The organism is Alphaproteobacteria bacterium LSUCC0684, from assembly GCA_041228335.1.
In the GTDB taxonomy this organism is placed as follows: domain Bacteria; phylum Pseudomonadota; class Alphaproteobacteria; order Puniceispirillales; family UBA1172.
Window position 1 is genome coordinate 1,002,334 of record CP166130.1, and the last position, 17,801, is coordinate 1,020,134.

At 48.6% G+C, this 17,801-nt stretch carries 12 protein-coding genes and 1 pseudogene; 10 read left to right on the top strand and 3 right to left on the bottom strand.

Annotated elements, in window-relative coordinates; translation table 11 throughout:
• Positions 1-204: 204 nt before the first annotated feature.
• Positions 205-660 carry a hypothetical protein gene (locus AB8880_04720; protein ID XDZ66701.1) on the bottom strand — a complete coding sequence of 152 codons (456 nt, stop codon included), beginning with the start codon at positions 658-660 and terminating at the stop codon, positions 205-207.
• A 226-nt stretch (positions 661-886) separates the two neighbouring features.
• On the opposite strand from AB8880_04720, the gene AB8880_04725 reads away from it, so the two are divergent.
• The gene (locus AB8880_04725) at positions 887-1,180 is read left to right on the top strand and encodes a DUF4387 family protein (protein XDZ66702.1); all 294 of its coding nucleotides are present in this window, start codon (positions 887-889) and stop codon (positions 1,178-1,180) included.
• 7 nt (positions 1,181-1,187) lie between these two features.
• On the opposite strand, the gene AB8880_04730 is transcribed toward AB8880_04725, so the two are convergent.
• Positions 1,188-2,288: an Ldh family oxidoreductase gene (locus AB8880_04730; protein XDZ66703.1), complete on the bottom strand. Its 1,101-nt coding sequence runs from the start codon at positions 2,286-2,288 to the stop codon at positions 1,188-1,190.
• Between the two features lie 247 nt (positions 2,289-2,535).
• Here AB8880_04730 and AB8880_04735 point away from each other — a divergent pair, with 247 nt between their 5' ends.
• The 9 genes from AB8880_04735 (at position 2,536) to AB8880_04775 (ending at position 16,633) form a co-directional block, all read left to right on the top strand.
• Positions 2,536-3,420 carry a DMT family transporter gene (locus tag AB8880_04735; protein XDZ66704.1) on the top strand — a complete coding sequence of 295 codons (885 nt, stop codon included), beginning with the start codon at positions 2,536-2,538 and terminating at the stop codon, positions 3,418-3,420.
• Between the two features lie 90 nt (positions 3,421-3,510).
• Positions 3,511-4,185 carry an ankyrin repeat domain-containing protein gene (locus AB8880_04740; protein ID XDZ66705.1) on the top strand — a complete coding sequence of 225 codons (675 nt, stop codon included), beginning with the start codon at positions 3,511-3,513 and terminating at the stop codon, positions 4,183-4,185.
• 35 nt (positions 4,186-4,220) lie between these two features.
• Entirely contained in the window at positions 4,221-5,192 is a 972-nt protein-coding gene (locus AB8880_04745) for a hypothetical protein (protein XDZ66706.1), read from the top strand.
• Positions 5,193-5,414: 222 nt separating this feature from the next.
• Positions 5,415-5,858: a histidine phosphatase family protein gene (locus tag AB8880_04750; protein XDZ66707.1), complete on the top strand. Its 444-nt coding sequence runs from the start codon at positions 5,415-5,417 to the stop codon at positions 5,856-5,858.
• A gap of 227 nt (positions 5,859-6,085) precedes the next feature.
• Positions 6,086-7,003, top strand: a complete 918-nt coding sequence (locus AB8880_04755) for a calcium-binding protein (protein XDZ66708.1) — start codon at positions 6,086-6,088, stop codon at positions 7,001-7,003.
• Positions 7,004-7,221: 218 nt separating this feature from the next.
• Entirely contained in the window at positions 7,222-8,520 is a 1,299-nt protein-coding gene (locus AB8880_04760) for a nitrate/nitrite transporter (GenBank protein ID XDZ66709.1), read from the top strand.
• Between the two features lie 13 nt (positions 8,521-8,533).
• Positions 8,534-9,559, top strand: coding sequence for an aminoglycoside phosphotransferase family protein (locus AB8880_04765; protein ID XDZ66710.1), 1,026 nt, complete (start codon positions 8,534-8,536; stop codon positions 9,557-9,559).
• 168 nt (positions 9,560-9,727) lie between these two features.
• Positions 9,728-10,180 (top strand): 3TM-type holin, encoded by a 453-nt coding sequence (locus tag AB8880_04770; protein XDZ66711.1) that lies wholly within the window; start codon positions 9,728-9,730, stop codon positions 10,178-10,180.
• 291 nt (positions 10,181-10,471) lie between these two features.
• Positions 10,472-16,633, top strand: a complete 6,162-nt coding sequence (locus AB8880_04775) for a cadherin repeat domain-containing protein (protein XDZ66712.1) — start codon at positions 10,472-10,474, stop codon at positions 16,631-16,633.
• Here the strand turns inward: AB8880_04775 and AB8880_04780 are convergent.
• Positions 16,622-17,730: pseudogene (locus AB8880_04780) on the bottom strand (IS3 family transposase). The gene AB8880_04775 and the pseudogene AB8880_04780 overlap by 12 nt on opposite strands.
• Positions 17,731-17,801 lie beyond the last annotated feature (71 nt).

The window sequence follows — 17,801 nt, forward strand, 5'->3', positions numbered from 1 at the left end:
TAGCTATTCTAATTTATCATCCACGGTGTATTCCCCAATTGAACCAATGTTCTTGACAAGGCATCGGGATTGGTCACCAATCCCGATGCTATATTGCCAGTAAAGTTAATGGAACGACTTAAGAACAGTCACAGTTGTGTTTACACTCAAAAGAATTCAGAAATCCTTGCGGTGGCAAGAAAGTGAAAAAATAGTTGCCCGCTCTCAAGGTCGGTGCTCGAGGCGAGGGTTAAGATAGGTCAGCAGAAGATCAGGCTTGGTGATGCCACCGCCGGAGTTCGAGGTAAGGATCTCGAGCACCCGATCAAGACTGAAGGGCGTATCTGGCCTGAGTTCAAAACGAAGGTGTCCGCCTTGCCGGATCCAGGCCTCAAAAGGGACAGCGAAGCGAGCGGTGTGTATCGGCATGAAACTGGCCGAAAACGCGCCTATGCTGATGAGAAAACGCGACTTCGCTTCTTCAATCGGGATGGAATGAAGTTTAGCATGCTGACCAAATGCCAGATCCAAGACGCCCTTGTCTTCCATCTCAAGTGTAAGCCGGTGAAGAAAGGTTGTTTCCACGATGCGTTTCCAGAGATCCCTAAATTCAGGCGCATCTTCATCAAGCCTTTCCGCCGCCGCCGAGATCTCTTTATAGGCTTCGGCCTCATGACTCATATGAGGTTCGATCCGGATCACGCCCAGTTCACCGATTTGTCAAAACTGATAAATCCTTTTCTGCTGCATCATCCGCTCACAAAGGATGAAGATTTGCCGACGTTCTCTTTTCCATATTCACCAGCCCATACGGAAAGGGGGGCTCTCTATGAATTCACTATGAATCACGTGTTGGTCCTCAATAATCCAATGGATGGGTTCAGACTTAAGACAGATCGGATTGAGCATGCCTAAATTGGTTGAACTTGCCAGAAAAATCAGATCCAAAAATGCCGGTCCATTTTGGATCACGGTGGATATATTTTGTGGTGATAATTTTGATTTTATTCGCAGCAGGCTTTATGTTTCTGCTATCTGCAATCTCCTTGGATGTAATGCGTCAACATTGAAACACTTTGAAATCACTGAACTTAAGGTCATCAAAATAAGTGTGGTGAGGCAGGCACCTCAAGGAAGTCGTGAAGATCGTGATATGCATGGTGCACAGATTGCTGCTCTTTTTACTGAAATGGAAATTTGAATTCATATCATTTCACCCCTAAAGATTTGGACAGCGCCATGATCTCCCCCCAAGTTTTTTCAGGTACAGCAATGTGGTGATTTGCTCTCTTCTTGTAGGTCCTCTCGCGCTCACCCGGAATTTCAACGCGATCAAATCCGGGCGCAGGTGGGCAAGATCTCATTTCAGCGAGGATTTCTTCGGTGATTTCCTGCATGCGGGGTGCCGCGCGGTAGCGGGTGGTATCGATGGTAACAAGCAACCAGTTGCATTCAGTTGTCGCCGGTCCTAGCATTGCCTCGCCTATCAACTCACCGATTAACGCAAGCCCATACCCCTTATGCTCACCCGATGGCAAAATTGCGCCGCCATTAAAGTAATCTTCGGGATCTTGCGTCGGGTTGCCATTCGTATCAATAATGCATCCTTCGGGAAGAAGCGCTCCGGCTGAGCGTGCAGCATAAATCCATCCACCGGCAATTTTTGAAGTCGCGAAGTCAAGCACTACTGGCCCGTGCTCACCACCCGGGATGCCAACGCACCATGGGTTTGTTGGCAGCATGCCTTTGGCACCGCCATATGGGGCCACCTGCCGCCATGTTTTTCGGTTGCCTCCACCTACAAGGATAGTAAGAAAACCCTGACTTGCAGCTTCATCTGCAAATGTGCCATGGCGGCCGGTATGACCGCAATTCCGTATGGCTATTGCCGCAATTCCATTTACCCTTGCCAGATTTGAGTTTTCATTAAACGCAAGCTGCATGGCAGGTATACCGATACCCCCAAGGCCATCTACTTCATGTGCGCCCGTCTCGGTCATTTTATGAAAAGGTTGCACCCCGGCCTTCAAATAGCCTGAGCGATATTGGCTTACATATTGAAGGACCCGCATTAACCCGTGGCTTTCAACGCCTGAAAGGCTGGCATCGGCAAGATGCTCAGCGATCTGCCGTGCCGTATTTGCAGTCTCGCCGATAGCCTGAAAAATAGCGGTTATGCGTGCAATGGCATCATCAGAATTAACGGTTATGCGTTTGCCATCCATTTGCAGTTTGGACTGAACTTTCTGCACCGTGGCCCCTTTCATGCAAGCTTTGGTCACTTTTTGAACTTTGGCAAAATCTTTCACGAATGAGAACTTAAATCATTAAGCTTTTAAAGCTTTCATCTTTGCCGATGTCTGCCTCAAAACCAGCCCTGGTGATAGGGTGTGGAAGATAGAGGAAAACTTCCAATGCCGCTTGGCAATCCCAATTTTTTGGTTATATCTTTTTTACCGCCAGTTTTTTCGATATTGCGGTTTATTTCTTTTTTTGGGCAAAGCCATGACAAATGCTGGATCCTTAATATCGCCTCGTCCGGGATCTTCGCCTCTTATGTCAAATCTGTTCTGCGTGCTGGCGGCACTGGCCTGGTCTTTCGGGTTTCCGGCCGGAACAAGTCTGATGGTTTCCTGGGACCTGCTGTCGCTGCTTTTGCTTCGGTTAGTACCAAGTACCTTTCTGCTGATTTTTTTCTGGTGGATTATCGATGGACGCGTCATGCCTGATCGCAGGTTGTGGCTGGAAGGCATGATTATCGGTGGTATCGGCTTTGGGTTTGGCACCATGCTCCTCCTCTATGGCCAGCAGGTTTCAAATCCGGTCACGCCTGCAATCGCTGCCTCCATGATGCCTATCATGGGTGCCGTGCTGGAGGTGATGCTTGACGGCAGACGTATACGTCCGTTGCTTGTTGCCGGATTGATCTGTGCCATCATTGGTGGGTTGATGGCCGCCGGAGTGCGGTTGCAAGGTTATGATATTGGCGTTGGCCTGATCTGGTGTCTTCTGGCAACGCTTCTTTATGCCTGGGCAACCAGAGCAACCAACAAGCGGCTGGATGATTTGTCATCTATGGGGCAGACCGCAGTCACCCTAGCCGGGGCAGGGGTCCTGATTGCCGTTGTCTGGGCGTTCGTTTTAATCTTTTTCCCACAGGAAATCCGCATGGGTAGAATAAACCAGGATACACTGGCAACAATTTTTGCCTTTTCTGTTCTCTCTGCAGCGATCTCCCAGCCTCTATGGATTGCAGGGGCCCGGGGACTTGGTGTGGCGGTGGCATCCTTTCATCTCAACGCCGTTCCAGTCTATGTAATGGCAATCATGGTTTTCAGTTATGGAGGGGAATGGGATCTTTTCAGGCTGGCAGGAGCTGTTGTTGTCGGGGGTGGTGTTCTTTTAGCCCAGCATGATAAAACCTGGAGCGGATCGGCCTGAGACTGAAATCGGCAAGCAATTATTTTGGCTTGTGTTAATCATTTTTTCATTGGCTTCGTGTACCTTCTGATCCTAAAGGATCGGAAAGCCATGAAATATTTTGCCAAAAGATCGGGATTGATTGTCAGCCTTTTGCTGGCACCCCTTGCCCATGCCAGCGTGGACACCTGCCATATTCTCTGTGATGTCGAGTGGCTCGCACAGGTTGATGAGGTTGAATTAAGAGATGTTCTTGACAGCAAGGCTGAGAGCGAAATCAAAGGCCGGGATGAATACGACTGGACTCCTCTGCATCTTGCCGCGCGCTGGGGCAAGCCTGAAGTGATCGAGGTTTTGGTCAATGCGGGTGCATCTCTTGAAGCGATAACCGAATTCAATGGTCAGACGCCATTGCATTCGGCGGTTGGTTCGGGGAAAGTTGAAAATATTGAAGCTCTTATCTTGGCGGGGGCCAATATCGAGTCGCGCTGTATCAAGGGAGGCACGCCCCTGCATTGGGCGGCGCAGTTCGGTTCAGTCCGTATAGTACAGAAACTGATCGATGAAGGTGCGATGCTCGAAGCCCGTGACCGCAATGGATACACCCCGTTGCACTGGGCTGCAAAAAAAGGAATGCCCGCTAAACTTCGTGTGTTGATTGCTGCAGGCGCGGATATCAAAGCCAGGACCATACACGGCATGGTGCCGGCTGATTTTGCCGATGGTAATCCTCTGATCCAGGGAAGTGATGTGTATTGGATACTTCATGATGCGCGGTTTAACTAAATCATCAGAGCCGGGTGATATATGGAGGAAAACCCATGATCACGAATGCCAGAAATAGAGCAGCACATCTAATATCGCCGGTACAGTTGTTTCCTCCATCGCTTTCGTTGATCTCTCTTGCGATGGCATCCTGTAATTTCTCAGAACTTGAATTTACACTTGGTGCGGACAGGGATGTTCATATTCCCGTTCCAGTCAATTTCAAAGATGCTGAATTCAGCACTATACATCTCATGCCTCTGTTAAATGACGTGGAAGCTGTTGATGAAAATACCTTCCTTGAGGAAACTTTTCCTTGGCAGGAAGATTTTGATCCGGATCATTTGGCGCAAGATACACAAACACTAATTGAGGTTGCTGGATTTGTTCAGGCATCTCATCCGGAATATATCTCTGTGGGTGGAGCAGTCTTTGTTGATAGCGATTCAAACGGTCGCAACAGTTCTGGTGATATCTTTATCGGGGTATTGCAAGAACAGGGATATTTCTCAGGATATATACCGCTTGACTATACGGACAGGCCGCTTCTTGCCATTCTCGGGACGCCGGACAATTCCGATGCGGCGATACTATCGTGGCGCGCACCGGCAGGCAGTAGCGTGATTTCACCATTGACGGAATTGCTCACGGCATCGGCACTTCTTCCTGAGAAGTTTAACGAGTTTCTGCACTTGCCCAGCGATATAGATATCACGCAATTCAACCCATATAGCGGTAATGAAAACCCAGATCACGCGATACGGGTTCTCAATGCAAATTCGATAGCTCAAATGATACTTGATGCTTCCCCGGATGATTTCAAGGTGGCGATGGAAAATGCATTTTCTTTAATTCAGCCTTGCGAGTCCATTGCGTCTCATTTATTCGAAGATGAAGTAAATTCAGAAGATATAGTGAGCCAAGCCTTGCTTGCAGAAGAGAATTTTCTTACAGGTGAAATGCTGGTTGAGGCAAGGGAGGCCTCAGTTTGTGGTGTAATCGAAGAAGCAACGGTTGAACTGGTGTAAGAAACATACTGCCTTGAATTATAGGCAGCAAAATAGAAACCTCTTTTAGCTGTTTTTCATCGCGCTTGCCCTATATAAATTTGGTAACTGGTATCTTATTGAAAAATTTTCAGGCCATCGATGCGCTTTCTTCTAATTTTTATTTGTCTTATTGCATCACAGTCGGGACACGCCGAAAGCCTCAAGGACGCTATAAAAGATTTTCCCGCTAATGTTATCTTCATGCGTCATGCGCTGGCCCCCGGATATGGGGATCCAGCTGATTTTAAGATCGATGATTGTTCAACCCAGCGCAATCTTGATCAACGTGGCAGAGAGCAGGCAAGACAGCTCGGGCGCATCTTTCGTGAGGAGAGGGTCAGTTTTGACCAGATACTCTCAAGTGAATGGTGCCGGTGCAAAGATACAGCAGATGAGCTTGGCCTTGGTGCGTGGCAGAGTTTTGATGGATTGAATTCTTTTTTTCAAGGCTACGCGGACAGAGAGAAGACCCTCGCAAAACTCCGGGAGAGGCTGGACAGTCTTCCGCCGGGTAAACTGGTGCTGATGGTTACCCATCAGGTTGTAATAAGTGCAATTACAGGCAATTCCGTCGGGAGTGGTGGCATCGTTCTCTATAACACAACATCAGCCATGTCGCGATCAATGGGGGTAATCACCCGATAGGACAACATTGACCTATTTGGATTGGCATTAAGGGCAATTCCTTACCACAAAGACTAGGATGCCATGATCCTATTGGCATGATTTTTTCAAATTTTTGTACTTGATGGATAGGATAAATTCTCTGGTCTTAGGCCTAGGCTTGAGGATGTTTTGTTCAGCGTCCATGTCCGGATGCGAGCCGCCATCACTGGGTTTCTGCGGTCTCACCAAAAATAAGGAGAGATAACATGGATAAAATAATCACATCACTAGATGAACTCTGGCCAATTCCTGAAACGCCACAATTTCTTCTTTATTATGATGGGGGAGTCAAGTTCGTCATATATGATTTAAGGCCTCACGAGTATTTTAGCACTCACTTTGCTCCGGAAGATAGCCACTTCCTCTTCCTTGGAAGTGACGCGCCCAATCATGTTACTGGAAATAATATCTTCAATCGCATCTATGGCTATGGCGGAAATGATAATCTGAGTGGTGGAAACAATGTTGACATCATTTTTGGCGGTAGCGGGAATGACAGTATTGCAGGTTTCGACGGCAATGATACGCTCCATGGCGATTCTGGTTACGACGTAATCTACGGTATGGGTGGCGATGACTATATTTCCGGTGGCGATCAGGATGATTTCATTATTGGTGGTACAGGCAATGACACCATCGATGGTGGAACTGGTAATGATTTCATTCGTGGAGGCGAAGATAACGATATCATCTATGGCTATGACGGAGATGATCTGATTTCCGGCGATAGTGGCGATGATTTTATCTATGGTGGTGCTGGCGATGATCATCTGCTTGGTGATACAGGCACTAATATCATAAGTTCCGGAGCCGGAAGCGACCGGATCTATCTTGATCTGATTGATCAGCTGAATATAGTGACTGATTTTGTGAAAGGTGATGCTATTGCTGTGGATGTAACGGAAGGAATCGTGAACACTCTGGATGCGATACGCTCCGATCTAAATATCCGTTGGGAAGCGGGGCAGTATCAGGTTACGGAAACAGGCACCAATGATGTCAATATTGATGATCTGATCATCTATCATTCAACAGGATCGAAAGACCTGGCGGATGAGTATATATTAATGGTGCTGGAAGATTACACCGATCCTCTCAACGTGGGGGATTTTGCACTTATCTGACCGGCAGATTTACGGGTAATCCTGTTCTGGTACGGAGCAGCATTTCCCAGAAATCAGAATACGCTCAGGAAAGATTGCCTGGAGATACTTCAACTGTCATCAGTGATGAGATGAATTACGCATAGCCAACTCCCCATCATCAGGGATATAAGAAAAGACATCCGGCGACTGTTCCCCGGATGTCTTTTTGTGATTTCTGCGGCGCTCTGGGAAAAGGCATGATGAACGAGCATCCTGAAAAAGCCGAAATTGACCATAGCGATGCCCGGGCCTGGATTATCTGGGGACTTGCAGCTATTGCTTTTGGCTACGCATTTATTCATCGGGTAGCTCCTGGTGTGATGGTCCAAGACCTGATGGCTGAATTTTCCCTTGGGGGAGCGATGCTTGGCGTTTTATCCGCGCTCTATTTCTATCCCTATGTGCTGCTTCAGGTGCCGCTAGGTGCGGCTTTGTCAATTATTGGCACTAGACTGATTTTGACCGGTGCGTTGAGTCTGGCTGCGATTGGATCCCTGATTTTTGGTATAGCAGAAGTGCCGGAGGTGGCATACCTCGGGCGGGTGTTGATCGGGATTGGTTCAAGCGTGGGTTTTCTGGGTTCGCTTGCTCTTGCCGGCGCATGGTTTCCCCCGGACCGTTTTGCCTTTCTTGCCGGCTTCACCATGTTTTTTGGGATGATTTCCGGGGTTTTTGGTCAAGGGCCTCTGGCTGTGCTTGTTGAGACATTCGGTTGGCGGAGTTGCATGATCATGTTGGCTGTTGCCGGTGCAGTTCTGGCAGCTGTTGTTTTTGCTCTTGTTCGGAATGCCCCAAAAGTTGCTGCAATCTCAACCGGGCGACCACCCTTATCCGCCACTTGGATGGAGATGAGGGAAAATCTGCGTCTTGTCCTATGCTCAAAAAAGGTCTGGGCGATTGCCTTTGTCGCAGCCACCATGTCCGGACCGATGCTGACACTCGGGGCATTATGGGGTACCCCCTATCTTATTTCAGCATATGGGCTTCAGCGGCCAGAGGCTGCGAGTCTTGTTTCACTCCTTCTTATTGGCTGGGCGGTCAGCGCGCCGCTGAGCGGCCGCATCTCTGACAGGCTCGGCCGACGTAAACCCATGCTTGTCACGGGCTTGGCCGGACTTGTGTTTTTAGTTGGCGTCATCGTAATCCTGCCTGACCTGCCCCTTGCCCTGACCATATCTCTTCTGGTGTTGACGGGCGTCTTTGGAGCTGCCATGACGTCAACTTTTGCCTTGGTAAGGGAAGTGATGCCGGAACGTCTTGCAGGGGCTTCTGTGGGAATTGTAAATTCAATGACGGTAGCATCAGGGGCGGTGCTTCAGCCGATTGTCGGTCTGGGTTTGGACCTGTCCTGGAGTGGCCAGATGATCGATGGCGCCAGATACTATGCTCCGGCTGATTATCGTCTGGCTTTCGGGGTTATCCTTCTTTCATGCATACTTGGCCTGATCACAGCTATTCGTCTGCCGGAAGCCGAAATTTCACCAGACTCGAATTGAAGAGCCGAGAGGGATGATGGAATTCATTGATCCTGATATAAGTGAAGAAAGTCGGCAAAAGGCCAGGTTTAGATTTCTCGCGAAAAACAGTCTTGATTCCGCCAAACTAATAGCTTTGCCATCAGATGCTTCTCCTCGTCGTTACTACCGTCTGGAGGGGATTGGACTTCTGCTTCTTGAAGAGGTGCCCGGCTCTCCAGATTTTGAAGCTTTCGTTAAGGTTTCATCACATCTCTGCCAGCTTGGATTTTCAGCACCATCGGTCAGGGCTGAGGATGCGGATACCGGTCTTGCTTTGATTGAAGATTTTGGTGAGATGACATTTACCCGTGCTCTCGATGCCGGAAGAGACCCGGCACCGCTTTACTCGCTTGCGGTCGATTTGCTGATCAGCCTGCATCAGCATCCGGATGCCCTGAAGCTTGATCTGCCCTTCTATAACGCAAATGTGCTGATGGAAGAACTTGCAGTCTTTCCTGACTGGTTTGTGCCCGGGGTGACAGGCCACGATCCGGGTACAGACAGGACGGAGCGCTTTCGTGAGAATTTTCTTTCTATGTGGGAAGAGCCCCTTCGATATCACGATCAGGGCAATACATCCCTGACCTTGCGTGATTTTCACGTTGATAATCTGATGCTTGTTGAGCAAAGGGAAGGGGTCAGGGGGTGCGGCATCCTTGATTTTCAGGATGCGCTGATCGGGGCGCAAGCCTATGATCTTGTCTCAATGCTGCAGGATGCACGGCGTGATCTGCCCCAAGGTCTTGAGGATGCCATGATCCGCCGCTACCTTGATGCATTTCCTAACCTGGACAGGTTGGATTTCATGGTCAGCTATTGGCGTCTGGCAGCCCAGCGTCACCTCAGGATTGCTGGTGTATTCATCCGTCTTGCCCGGCGTGATGGCAAGCCTGGTTATCTCCGCCATATGCCGCGAGTGCTTATTCAGGCAAGACATGCACTGAAGATGGCGGGGCTTGATGACATTGAATTTCTGCTCGAAGAACATCTTGCCGACTGGTGGCAGTGGACAGGATGAACTTGGTGTTTGATGAGAAGATATCTCCAGATAGATATTGCCATGATACGCACGGGTAATTGTTTTGAGTATATTGCCTTGTAGAATGTAAATTCTCGCTGATATCTGGGTTTTGTTCCCTCCATGTAGCGAGAGTTATGATCCCTCAAATCCTATCAGGAGATACCAATGGGCCTATTCAGCGCCTTTGTCGGCGGCTTGGCCGGCATGGCTTCTGCCGCAACATCAAAATCTGCCCAAATACCCCCTGATTTTGTCAGCTCAGCCGCTCGTCTTGTGGATGAACTCTACACTACCGACGATGAAAGGCTTGATAAAAAAGCAATGCTGGCACGCATTGCGCAGGAAGCCGACCGCCTGCAAACAAACGTCAACCTTATAGAGGCCAGACATCGTTCTCTCTTTATTGCTGGATGGCGACCGTTCATTGGATGGATATGCGGGCTTGCTCTTGCCTGGCATTTTCTTCTAAGCCCGATCGGGGAATTTCTGCTTGCCCGGGAGGGAATCGATACATCTACCTGGCCCAGGTTTGATCTCAGCACCCTAAATACCGTGCTCTTCGGAATCCTTGGACTTGGGACACTTCGTACCGCGGAGAAAGCGGCGGGCAAAGCCTGAGATACAACCTGGCAGGAAAAATGATGTTTATGACATGGAATAAGTCTTTGATATATAATGAATTAATTATAATTAAATAAGAATTTAACTATTAATTAATAATAAAATTTTATAAAAATCCGCTTTAAGAATCAAAAACGTATTTTTATTAAGTAAAATTTAAATATTTTTAGATACCTTCTGTTCTTGCAATTGCGGAATCGCATGGTCTTATTGTTTTAATGGCGTTTGTGTTTTCCTGATCCTGTAAGCCGGTTCTGTACCCATGATAAACATATCAGGAACAGATCCATGCCAAACATATTCAAGAGCCCTGAATTCGCAACATCTCCCGCACTGAACAAGACCGAGTCCCGCCGCAAGGTTAAGGAAGGGGGGGTGACGATATCCACCTGGATTGTTGGTGGAGTCGTTCTGGCAGCTTGCAGTCATGGCAAGAATACGACCGCATTATTCACTCTTGAGGAGGATTCTGATCAAGCTGCTCTGAGGGGCGCATTTGATGGCCCCGTGAAGGGAGCAAAGATTTATATCGATAAAGACAGAACCGGTAGTATTGACCCGGATGCCGAGTATTTCGTGACCGATGAAGACGGACTGGTTGAAGTTCCCGGCCAGTATACGAAATTTCCGGTTATTGCAGATTTCAACGGCGCCGTTGATGTGCAGTCAGGTGCAGTTCTTGGTGGTGAAGCGGTTGCAGGTGGCGTTGCGCCTGATCTTACCTTCCGATCGCTTGAGCCTGTTGATCCGGATGCAATGTTGCTGGCAACGCCGCTGACCGATCTTCTTGCTCGGTCAGAGGATCCTCAAGCTCTTCTGGACGCTATTTTCGGAATTGGCATAGTCACCCTTGCTGATGTCAACGATCCTGATTTTTATAGTCTGCCTGCGCCGCCGGCTTCCGCGGAAGAGCTGGCAATATATCAAGACTCTGTTGAATACAAGTTTGCCCAGATTTGCATATCGCTCATTGAACTGCGCAACAATCCAAGCATTCGCTCAAGCCTTGAGGATAACCCCGTTAAAACAGCGGCAGTGCTTCGAGAGATCATTTCAGGTGATGGTGAGGTGCTGACGGGCAATGTGGAGGATGCGTCGGTAAAATCCGCCGTGGATGCCATCTCCGGCACGCTCCAGGACAGACTAGATGATGCGGTGGAGATTGCCAGTGGAAAGCCTGTTGCCGCACCCAATCACGATCAACTTGATCTTGAAACCATGAGTGGTGAGGAATTCAGGTTCATAGATCACTTTATTGTTGATGGCACGGTAAGCCATGAGCAAATCGATACATTTTTCGGCTTTATCGACCCGGGCGGTAATGTTGAGGGGATAAGATCCTATCTGCATGGCATCTTGCTCAAGGTGAAACTAGATGAGAATGGCATGACAGTCATCACCATTGAGGGAGAAAATTCTGCCGAAGTGATTGTCGCCATGATCGGGCTTGTCGACGCCGATAAACCCGATGCAGCTCTAACGCCGTTGGTTCTTGGTGGTCCGGCGGGGCTGGATGATTCTATCGAGGCGGAAATTGGGCAGGAATATGCCTATGTCAATTTCAATTCGCTTCCAAATCTGGTGATCAAACCCGTGGCAGGTCATACAGGGGAGATCAACGTGATTTTCCGCGTCTGGGATGGTGAAAATATTTCAGAAGATGCGACATTCACCATAAGGGTCACGCCATCGGATGAAACACCGCCGGTTACAACACCACCAACAACCACTCCTGACCCGACCGGTGAGATAACGCTGAGTGAGACGATAGTTGAGCCTGGTGACAGCCTCGTGGGCGTAATCACGATCACCAATGCCGCAGGAGAGCCTGTTGACCCTGAGTTGATCCGCATTGAAGGTAATGATGCCAATCTGTTTGAGATTCAGATAGATGAGAGTACCGGCATCCCTGAGCTGCACTTTATTGGCCAAAGACCTGACGAAGGTGTTGAATATGAGATCATACTCACTGCACCTGACCCTGATCACCCGGGGCAGAATATTTCTGTTACCGAAACCATCAGGCTTACAGGTTCACTCTACATTCTGGATCAGGATGGAATTACAAAATACAGCAGTGGCCAGCGAGAAATTGAGGAAAACTTTTCCAGCGAGTTCATCATCGGTGAAATCCGCCATGAAATGGGACCTGCCTCCTTTTTGCTGGCGCCGAATGCATCTGGTGCCGGGAATGACATGTTTTCCATCATTGAAGAGGATGGAATTTTCAAACTTCTTTTCACCGGTTCACATAGCGGGGATTTTGAATCAGGTGACAATATCAGGCTCGTTATCACGGCTACCAGTCTTGATGATCAAGAAATAGAAGTAACCGAAGAATATATCATTCCGCTGATCAACGTGGATGAGCACGGCCCTGTATTTACAAGTCCGGCGGTAGTGCAGGTTCAGGAAAATGCTGCTTCCGGAACAATGCTGGCTGAGGTTACGGCAGAGGACGCAGATGGTGATACGGTCAGTTTCAGCCTTGACCCGACAGAGAGGCGTTTTGCAATAGACAGCCAAAGTGGTGTGCTGACACTCCTAGATCCGGATGCGCTGGATTTTGAGGCTGGCAATATTGAGATAACGGTGACGGCAAGCTCAACTTCCCTTCTCGCTGGCGGGCAGCATTTACGGCTTACGCAGCAGACGCTTCGGCTTGAGCTAGGTGATGCGAATGAGGCCGCGACTGAAATCCGCATTACCGAAAATGTTCTAATGCAAGGGAACCCCGAAATTGGGCGCCTCGTGGCGAATGACCCCGATGCGGGGCCACATAATCATGTCTTTTCGCTGATCACGGATAACGAGGCCGGGGGTGCAGACGATGCTGCTGCGGCCGATACACCTCTCTTTGAAATACGTGGGGATGCGCTCTATTTTATCGGTGCAGGAGAGGTGGCCGGAGAAGGTGATCGCAAGGCAGAACTTGAAAACTATCAGGTGCGCGTGCAGGTTGCGGATGCCCAGGACAGCACGGTTCCAGCATATACCCAGATATTGACTATCTATGAGACCTCGACCTTTTTTCTGGAGGATATCTCAAACCGAAGGCTCAGTTCAGGATTTGAAGAGGATGGTCAGGGTATTTTGGCAGAACATGCGGACGGCACCACAAACCCGATAGAACTTGGTGAGCTTAAAGATGTTTCCGGTATGGTTGCATCATTTGCATTGATGCCTGCGGACGGTGAGAACAGCAATAATCTATTTGAGATTACACAAGGGAACATGTTGGTTTTCAATGGTGGTGATGCCGGAGATTTTGAAGGTCAGGATAATTTAACCCTTGATCTGGCAGATGCCAGCCAACCTGAAAAGAAACTGCTAAGCTATGTCATTCATCTTGCAAATATGGATGAAGCACCGACGGGGATCAGTCTGAGCAAGACAATTTTGCTGCCGACGGGCGGTGTTGTCGGCACGGTTACGGTGACGGACCCGGATGCTGGGGAAAATTACACGGCAGATAATATTTCGGTGTCCGATCAGACAAATTTTGAGGTCCAGGCCAATGTCGGGACCGGTGCGATTGAGTTACGCTATATCGGCGCAACACCTGTTCCGCAACAAACCTACGCGATCACGCTTATAGTGGCGGACCCGGATGACAATACCCTGAAATATCAAAAGGATTTCACGATTAATGTTGGAAGTATCTATATCGAGCGTTCTGACGCCTCCAAGGCTTTCTCGGGCGATTCAATAGGGCTTTTGACAGAAAACATCGATGGCAGTACCGACAAGGTTGAAATTGGCGCTTTGAGACATGAAGGCGGGAATACGATCTTCACGCTCGTATCAGGGGCTGGGAACGACAACGATCTGTTTGAGATTAACTCGGGCAAACTCTATTACAGGGGTCCGAATTCCGGGGATTTTGAGGCGAACGAGATACTGACGGTATCAATCAACTCCGTGGATGCAAGCGATGTGAACGCAATCACTGAGAACTATGTCATCCATCTAATGGATGCGGATGATAACAGCCCCCGGTTTACCGATGAACATGGGGCGGAAATCAACAGGCACAGCATTTCGATCTCCGAAGACAGTGACGTTGGCATCAGCCTCTATCAGGCACGAGCGGTTGATGCTGATGCGCCGGATGTGATCACCTACAGTATCCACAGCGTGACCAGAACATCCGGTGAGGAGATGCCGCTTGACTGGTTTTCTATTGCACCTGAGACAGGTGAGTTGACGCTGGCGAGCGAGGCAGCGCTGGATTACAGCGAAGTGGGTGACCTTTCGATCATCATCGAAGCGAGTTCAACTTCCCTGCTAGGTGGGTCTGATCCAGTTATAAAAACGCAGTCACTGGCTCTGACCATCCAGGTTGAGGAAATGGATATGAGGCCAATCAGTATCAGCCTGAGTCGCAATGCCGCGGTGCAGGAAGATCGTGTAATTGGCCTCGTTCATGTTGAAGATCCTAACATCAGCGAAAATTTCCGGGCACAGGATTTCATTATAGGCGGCCAGGACAGTGCTCAATTCGAGATGGTAGATGAAGATGGTGATGTCCAGATCAGGTTCAGAGATGAGGCTGCAATTCGTCCCGAAAGTGGTGGCCGCAAACCTTTGGGTCAAGTGTATCATATAACCCTGAATGTGACGGACATGGGAGGGCTCTCATTGCCTGAACCCGAAGTGGTGGAAATTATAGAAGGATCACTTTTCATCCTAGATGCTGAAGATGGAATCTCTGCGCGTTATACAAAATATCAGGATGAAAATGGCCATGGCCTGCTTGCTGAAAACACCAATGGAGCCGCAGAAGGGGTAGTGATTGGTGCTCTTGGTGATCATCTTGAAGCCATATCCTATCATCTTGAGGCTGGTGTTGAGGGCAATGATGATTTTGATATCGTCAATGGAAGTCTTGTATATACGGGAGCCGATTCAGGAGATTTCGAAAAGGCTGAAACAATCGTTGTTTCCATCAGCATGACAACAAGCCAAGGCGTCGTTATCAGTGAAAACTACCTGATCTATCTTTCAGACGGAAATGACGCCCCCATTATTGATAGTGCTGCCGGAGCGTCCATGGGTATTGGGCAGTTGACCGAAGACGACGGCAACCCTGATATTGGTGATAATCGACTTGTTCTTAGAGAAAACATGTTCATGTTGAGCGATGTCGATATTGCTGACCAGGCTGAAGATGGCACGCTTGGAAGCGGGTTCAGCTTTACCGTCAGCGGATCGACAAATGGTCATGTAGAAGTTGGTAGAGAAGATCGAACCACTTTCACGATAGATGAGTTGCGAACAGGTCAGGTCGAGTTTGTTCGTGATGGAAGTGAGCTTTTTGAAATTGAAAACGGTGTTCTAACGAATATCCCAAGACCGACTACGTTGACCCTTATATTGAATGATGGCGAACTTGAAAGTGATCCGAAGACAGTCACCTTTAATGTTCTTCCCTATGATGACGCACCTGACATAGTGCCGACTACAGAAGATTTTCCCATAACCCATACCATACATGGATTGACATTTGAGGTCATTTCAAAGGATTTTGTTGGAATTGCATTTCAGGCGCACTCATCCTTAACCGAATTCTCCGTTTTCGACCCATCCCTTAATGATCCTACCTTTCCCAAAGGGTTTCTTGGATATTTCTATATTCCCAGCGATGGAAACATGACCTGGAACGAGATTGTCGAAAAGCTGAACGGTTTAATAGAAACTGATCAACTGACCGCAACAAGCATAGAAAATCCCAGGGTAACAGAGGGATACGATCCTGCAGGTCTGATCGGCAATGTTCTGGATACAGAAACCGTTCTTCCGACGTCCTATCCACTGGATGGCGCGTATATAGATGCGCAATTCATCTCAATACACGGGATGGTTCTTTATGCAAAAGACGGCAGGTCGATCAGTGGCTGGACGATTGAATTCAAACCTGCCAATGGTGCTGAAACAGGCTTTGTCGAGGAGATTGATGCCGATAGAGGAGTGCTGGTTATAAGAACACGGGACGGCGAAAACCTTGATGCTCCGGCCCGGATAGCTGAGCTTGTTGATGATATTGCCGCAGGTCCCGAGGGGATCAACCTTCCCAATGGAATTGGTATGGATCTGGCCGCCAGCAATCATGAAACATTCACTACTCTGTTTGGACTGACGCTAGATAGCAATTTCACTCCATCCGCCTATCGCCAGGGCGATTACCTGAATACAGGTGCTGATAACGCTGATAATGAAAAGCATGGCAAAGAGAACGGTGTTTTTGCCGCTTATAATGGCCAGAAAGTTGCTGAAGGCGATATGCAAGTGCTCAGTCATGAAGCGCTGATGATGTTCAATGATATGCCGGATACGGATGCAACATCGCTTATCTATACGCTGAACCGCCTTCCCGCTCATGGGCTGCTCGAATTACAGGGGTGTCTAGCCCCAATTTTCTGTGCCACTAATTTTCGATTACTCTATTAGTGTTTCAGGTACGGGCGGTCGCATATTTAGTCCATGATGTGGTCTGATGTGATTGTATTGGCGGAGCCATACATTGATTGCAGTTTGCGCTTGATGGACAGTGTGGAACCATTCTGCGTTTAGCACTTCATTGCGTAACGTGCCATTGAAGCGCTCGTTATAGCCATTTTCCCAAGGCGAGCCTGGATAGATTTGGATTGGCTCGATGCCAACCTTCCTAAGCCAAGTTTGAAGATGCTCTGCAATGAACTCGGGGCCGTTGTCCGATCTGATGAACCTTGGTTTTCCTCGCTTAAGGATCAGATCAAACAATACGTCCAGCACGTCATTGGCATTCATCTTCGGCCTGACGGCCACGCACAAAGCTTCTCGTGTGTATTCATCGATAACGGTCAGCATTTTGTAGCTGCGTCCATTTGTTAGCTTATCGTGGACAAAGTCAATCGACCAAATATGATTTGAATGCTGAGGTCTTAGCCTGATGACAGAGCTGTCTTTGTGATACAGGCGTTTTCGTTTCTTGTGACGCTGTGGAAGTTGCAACCCTTCTTCACGCCATAATCGTTCTACTCGCTTGTGGTTGACCTTCCAGCCCTCGATCTGCAGCAACTGAGTTATCTTCCGATAGCCGTAGCGGCCATACGCCTTGGCCAATCTCATCATGGCCAAGCGTAGGGCATCATCATCGTGCTGAACCGCCTTGTAGTTCAGCGTTGAACGAGCAATATCCAAGACCTTGCATGTTCGTCGCTCAGATGTGTTGAGCTTTTGTCTTGTATGAATGACGGCCTGACGTTGTTGCTCTTGCGTCAGACCTTTGGCTTTAAAAAATCCAAGCTTTCCTTCAAGATCAACTTGTCCAACTCAAGTTCCGCTACAATCTTTTTGAGCCGATCATTCTCTTTTTGCAGCGACTTCATCTCGCTGAGCTGAGACCGCCCCATGCCGCCGAATTTCTTGCGCCAGCCGTAATAGGTTTTGTCCGAAACTCCTGCCTTGCGACAAGCGCTAACAACATCCATGCCACCATGAATATGAACTTCAATCTCACGTAACAGCTTCAAAATATCTTCGTCCGAATAACGCTTCCTAGCCATAATTTCGATCCTCCGTCTCTATCAAATTATGGCACAGTTTTACGGGGCTAAGTCAGGGCGACAAGGCCAAG

Excerpts from the sequence above, each read along its gene's own strand:
- AB8880_04775 (XDZ66712.1), top strand. The coding sequence starts at position 10,472 with ATGCCAAACATATTCAAGAGCCCTGAATTCGCAACATCTCCCGCACTG.
- AB8880_04720 (XDZ66701.1), bottom strand. The coding sequence starts at position 660 with ATGAGTCATGAGGCCGAAGCCTATAAAGAGATCTCGGCGGCGGCGGAA.
- AB8880_04725 (XDZ66702.1), top strand. The coding sequence starts at position 887 with ATGCCTAAATTGGTTGAACTTGCCAGAAAAATCAGATCCAAAAATGCC.
- AB8880_04735 (XDZ66704.1), top strand. The coding sequence starts at position 2,536 with ATGTCAAATCTGTTCTGCGTGCTGGCGGCACTGGCCTGGTCTTTCGGG.
- AB8880_04760 (XDZ66709.1), top strand. The coding sequence starts at position 7,222 with ATGATGAACGAGCATCCTGAAAAAGCCGAAATTGACCATAGCGATGCC.
- AB8880_04750 (XDZ66707.1), top strand. The coding sequence starts at position 5,415 with ATGCGTCATGCGCTGGCCCCCGGATATGGGGATCCAGCTGATTTTAAG.
- AB8880_04755 (XDZ66708.1), top strand. The coding sequence starts at position 6,086 with ATGGATAAAATAATCACATCACTAGATGAACTCTGGCCAATTCCTGAA.
- AB8880_04740 (XDZ66705.1), top strand. The coding sequence starts at position 3,511 with ATGAAATATTTTGCCAAAAGATCGGGATTGATTGTCAGCCTTTTGCTG.
- AB8880_04745 (XDZ66706.1), top strand. The coding sequence starts at position 4,221 with ATGATCACGAATGCCAGAAATAGAGCAGCACATCTAATATCGCCGGTA.
- AB8880_04765 (XDZ66710.1), top strand. The coding sequence starts at position 8,534 with ATGATGGAATTCATTGATCCTGATATAAGTGAAGAAAGTCGGCAAAAG.
- AB8880_04770 (XDZ66711.1), top strand. The coding sequence starts at position 9,728 with ATGGGCCTATTCAGCGCCTTTGTCGGCGGCTTGGCCGGCATGGCTTCT.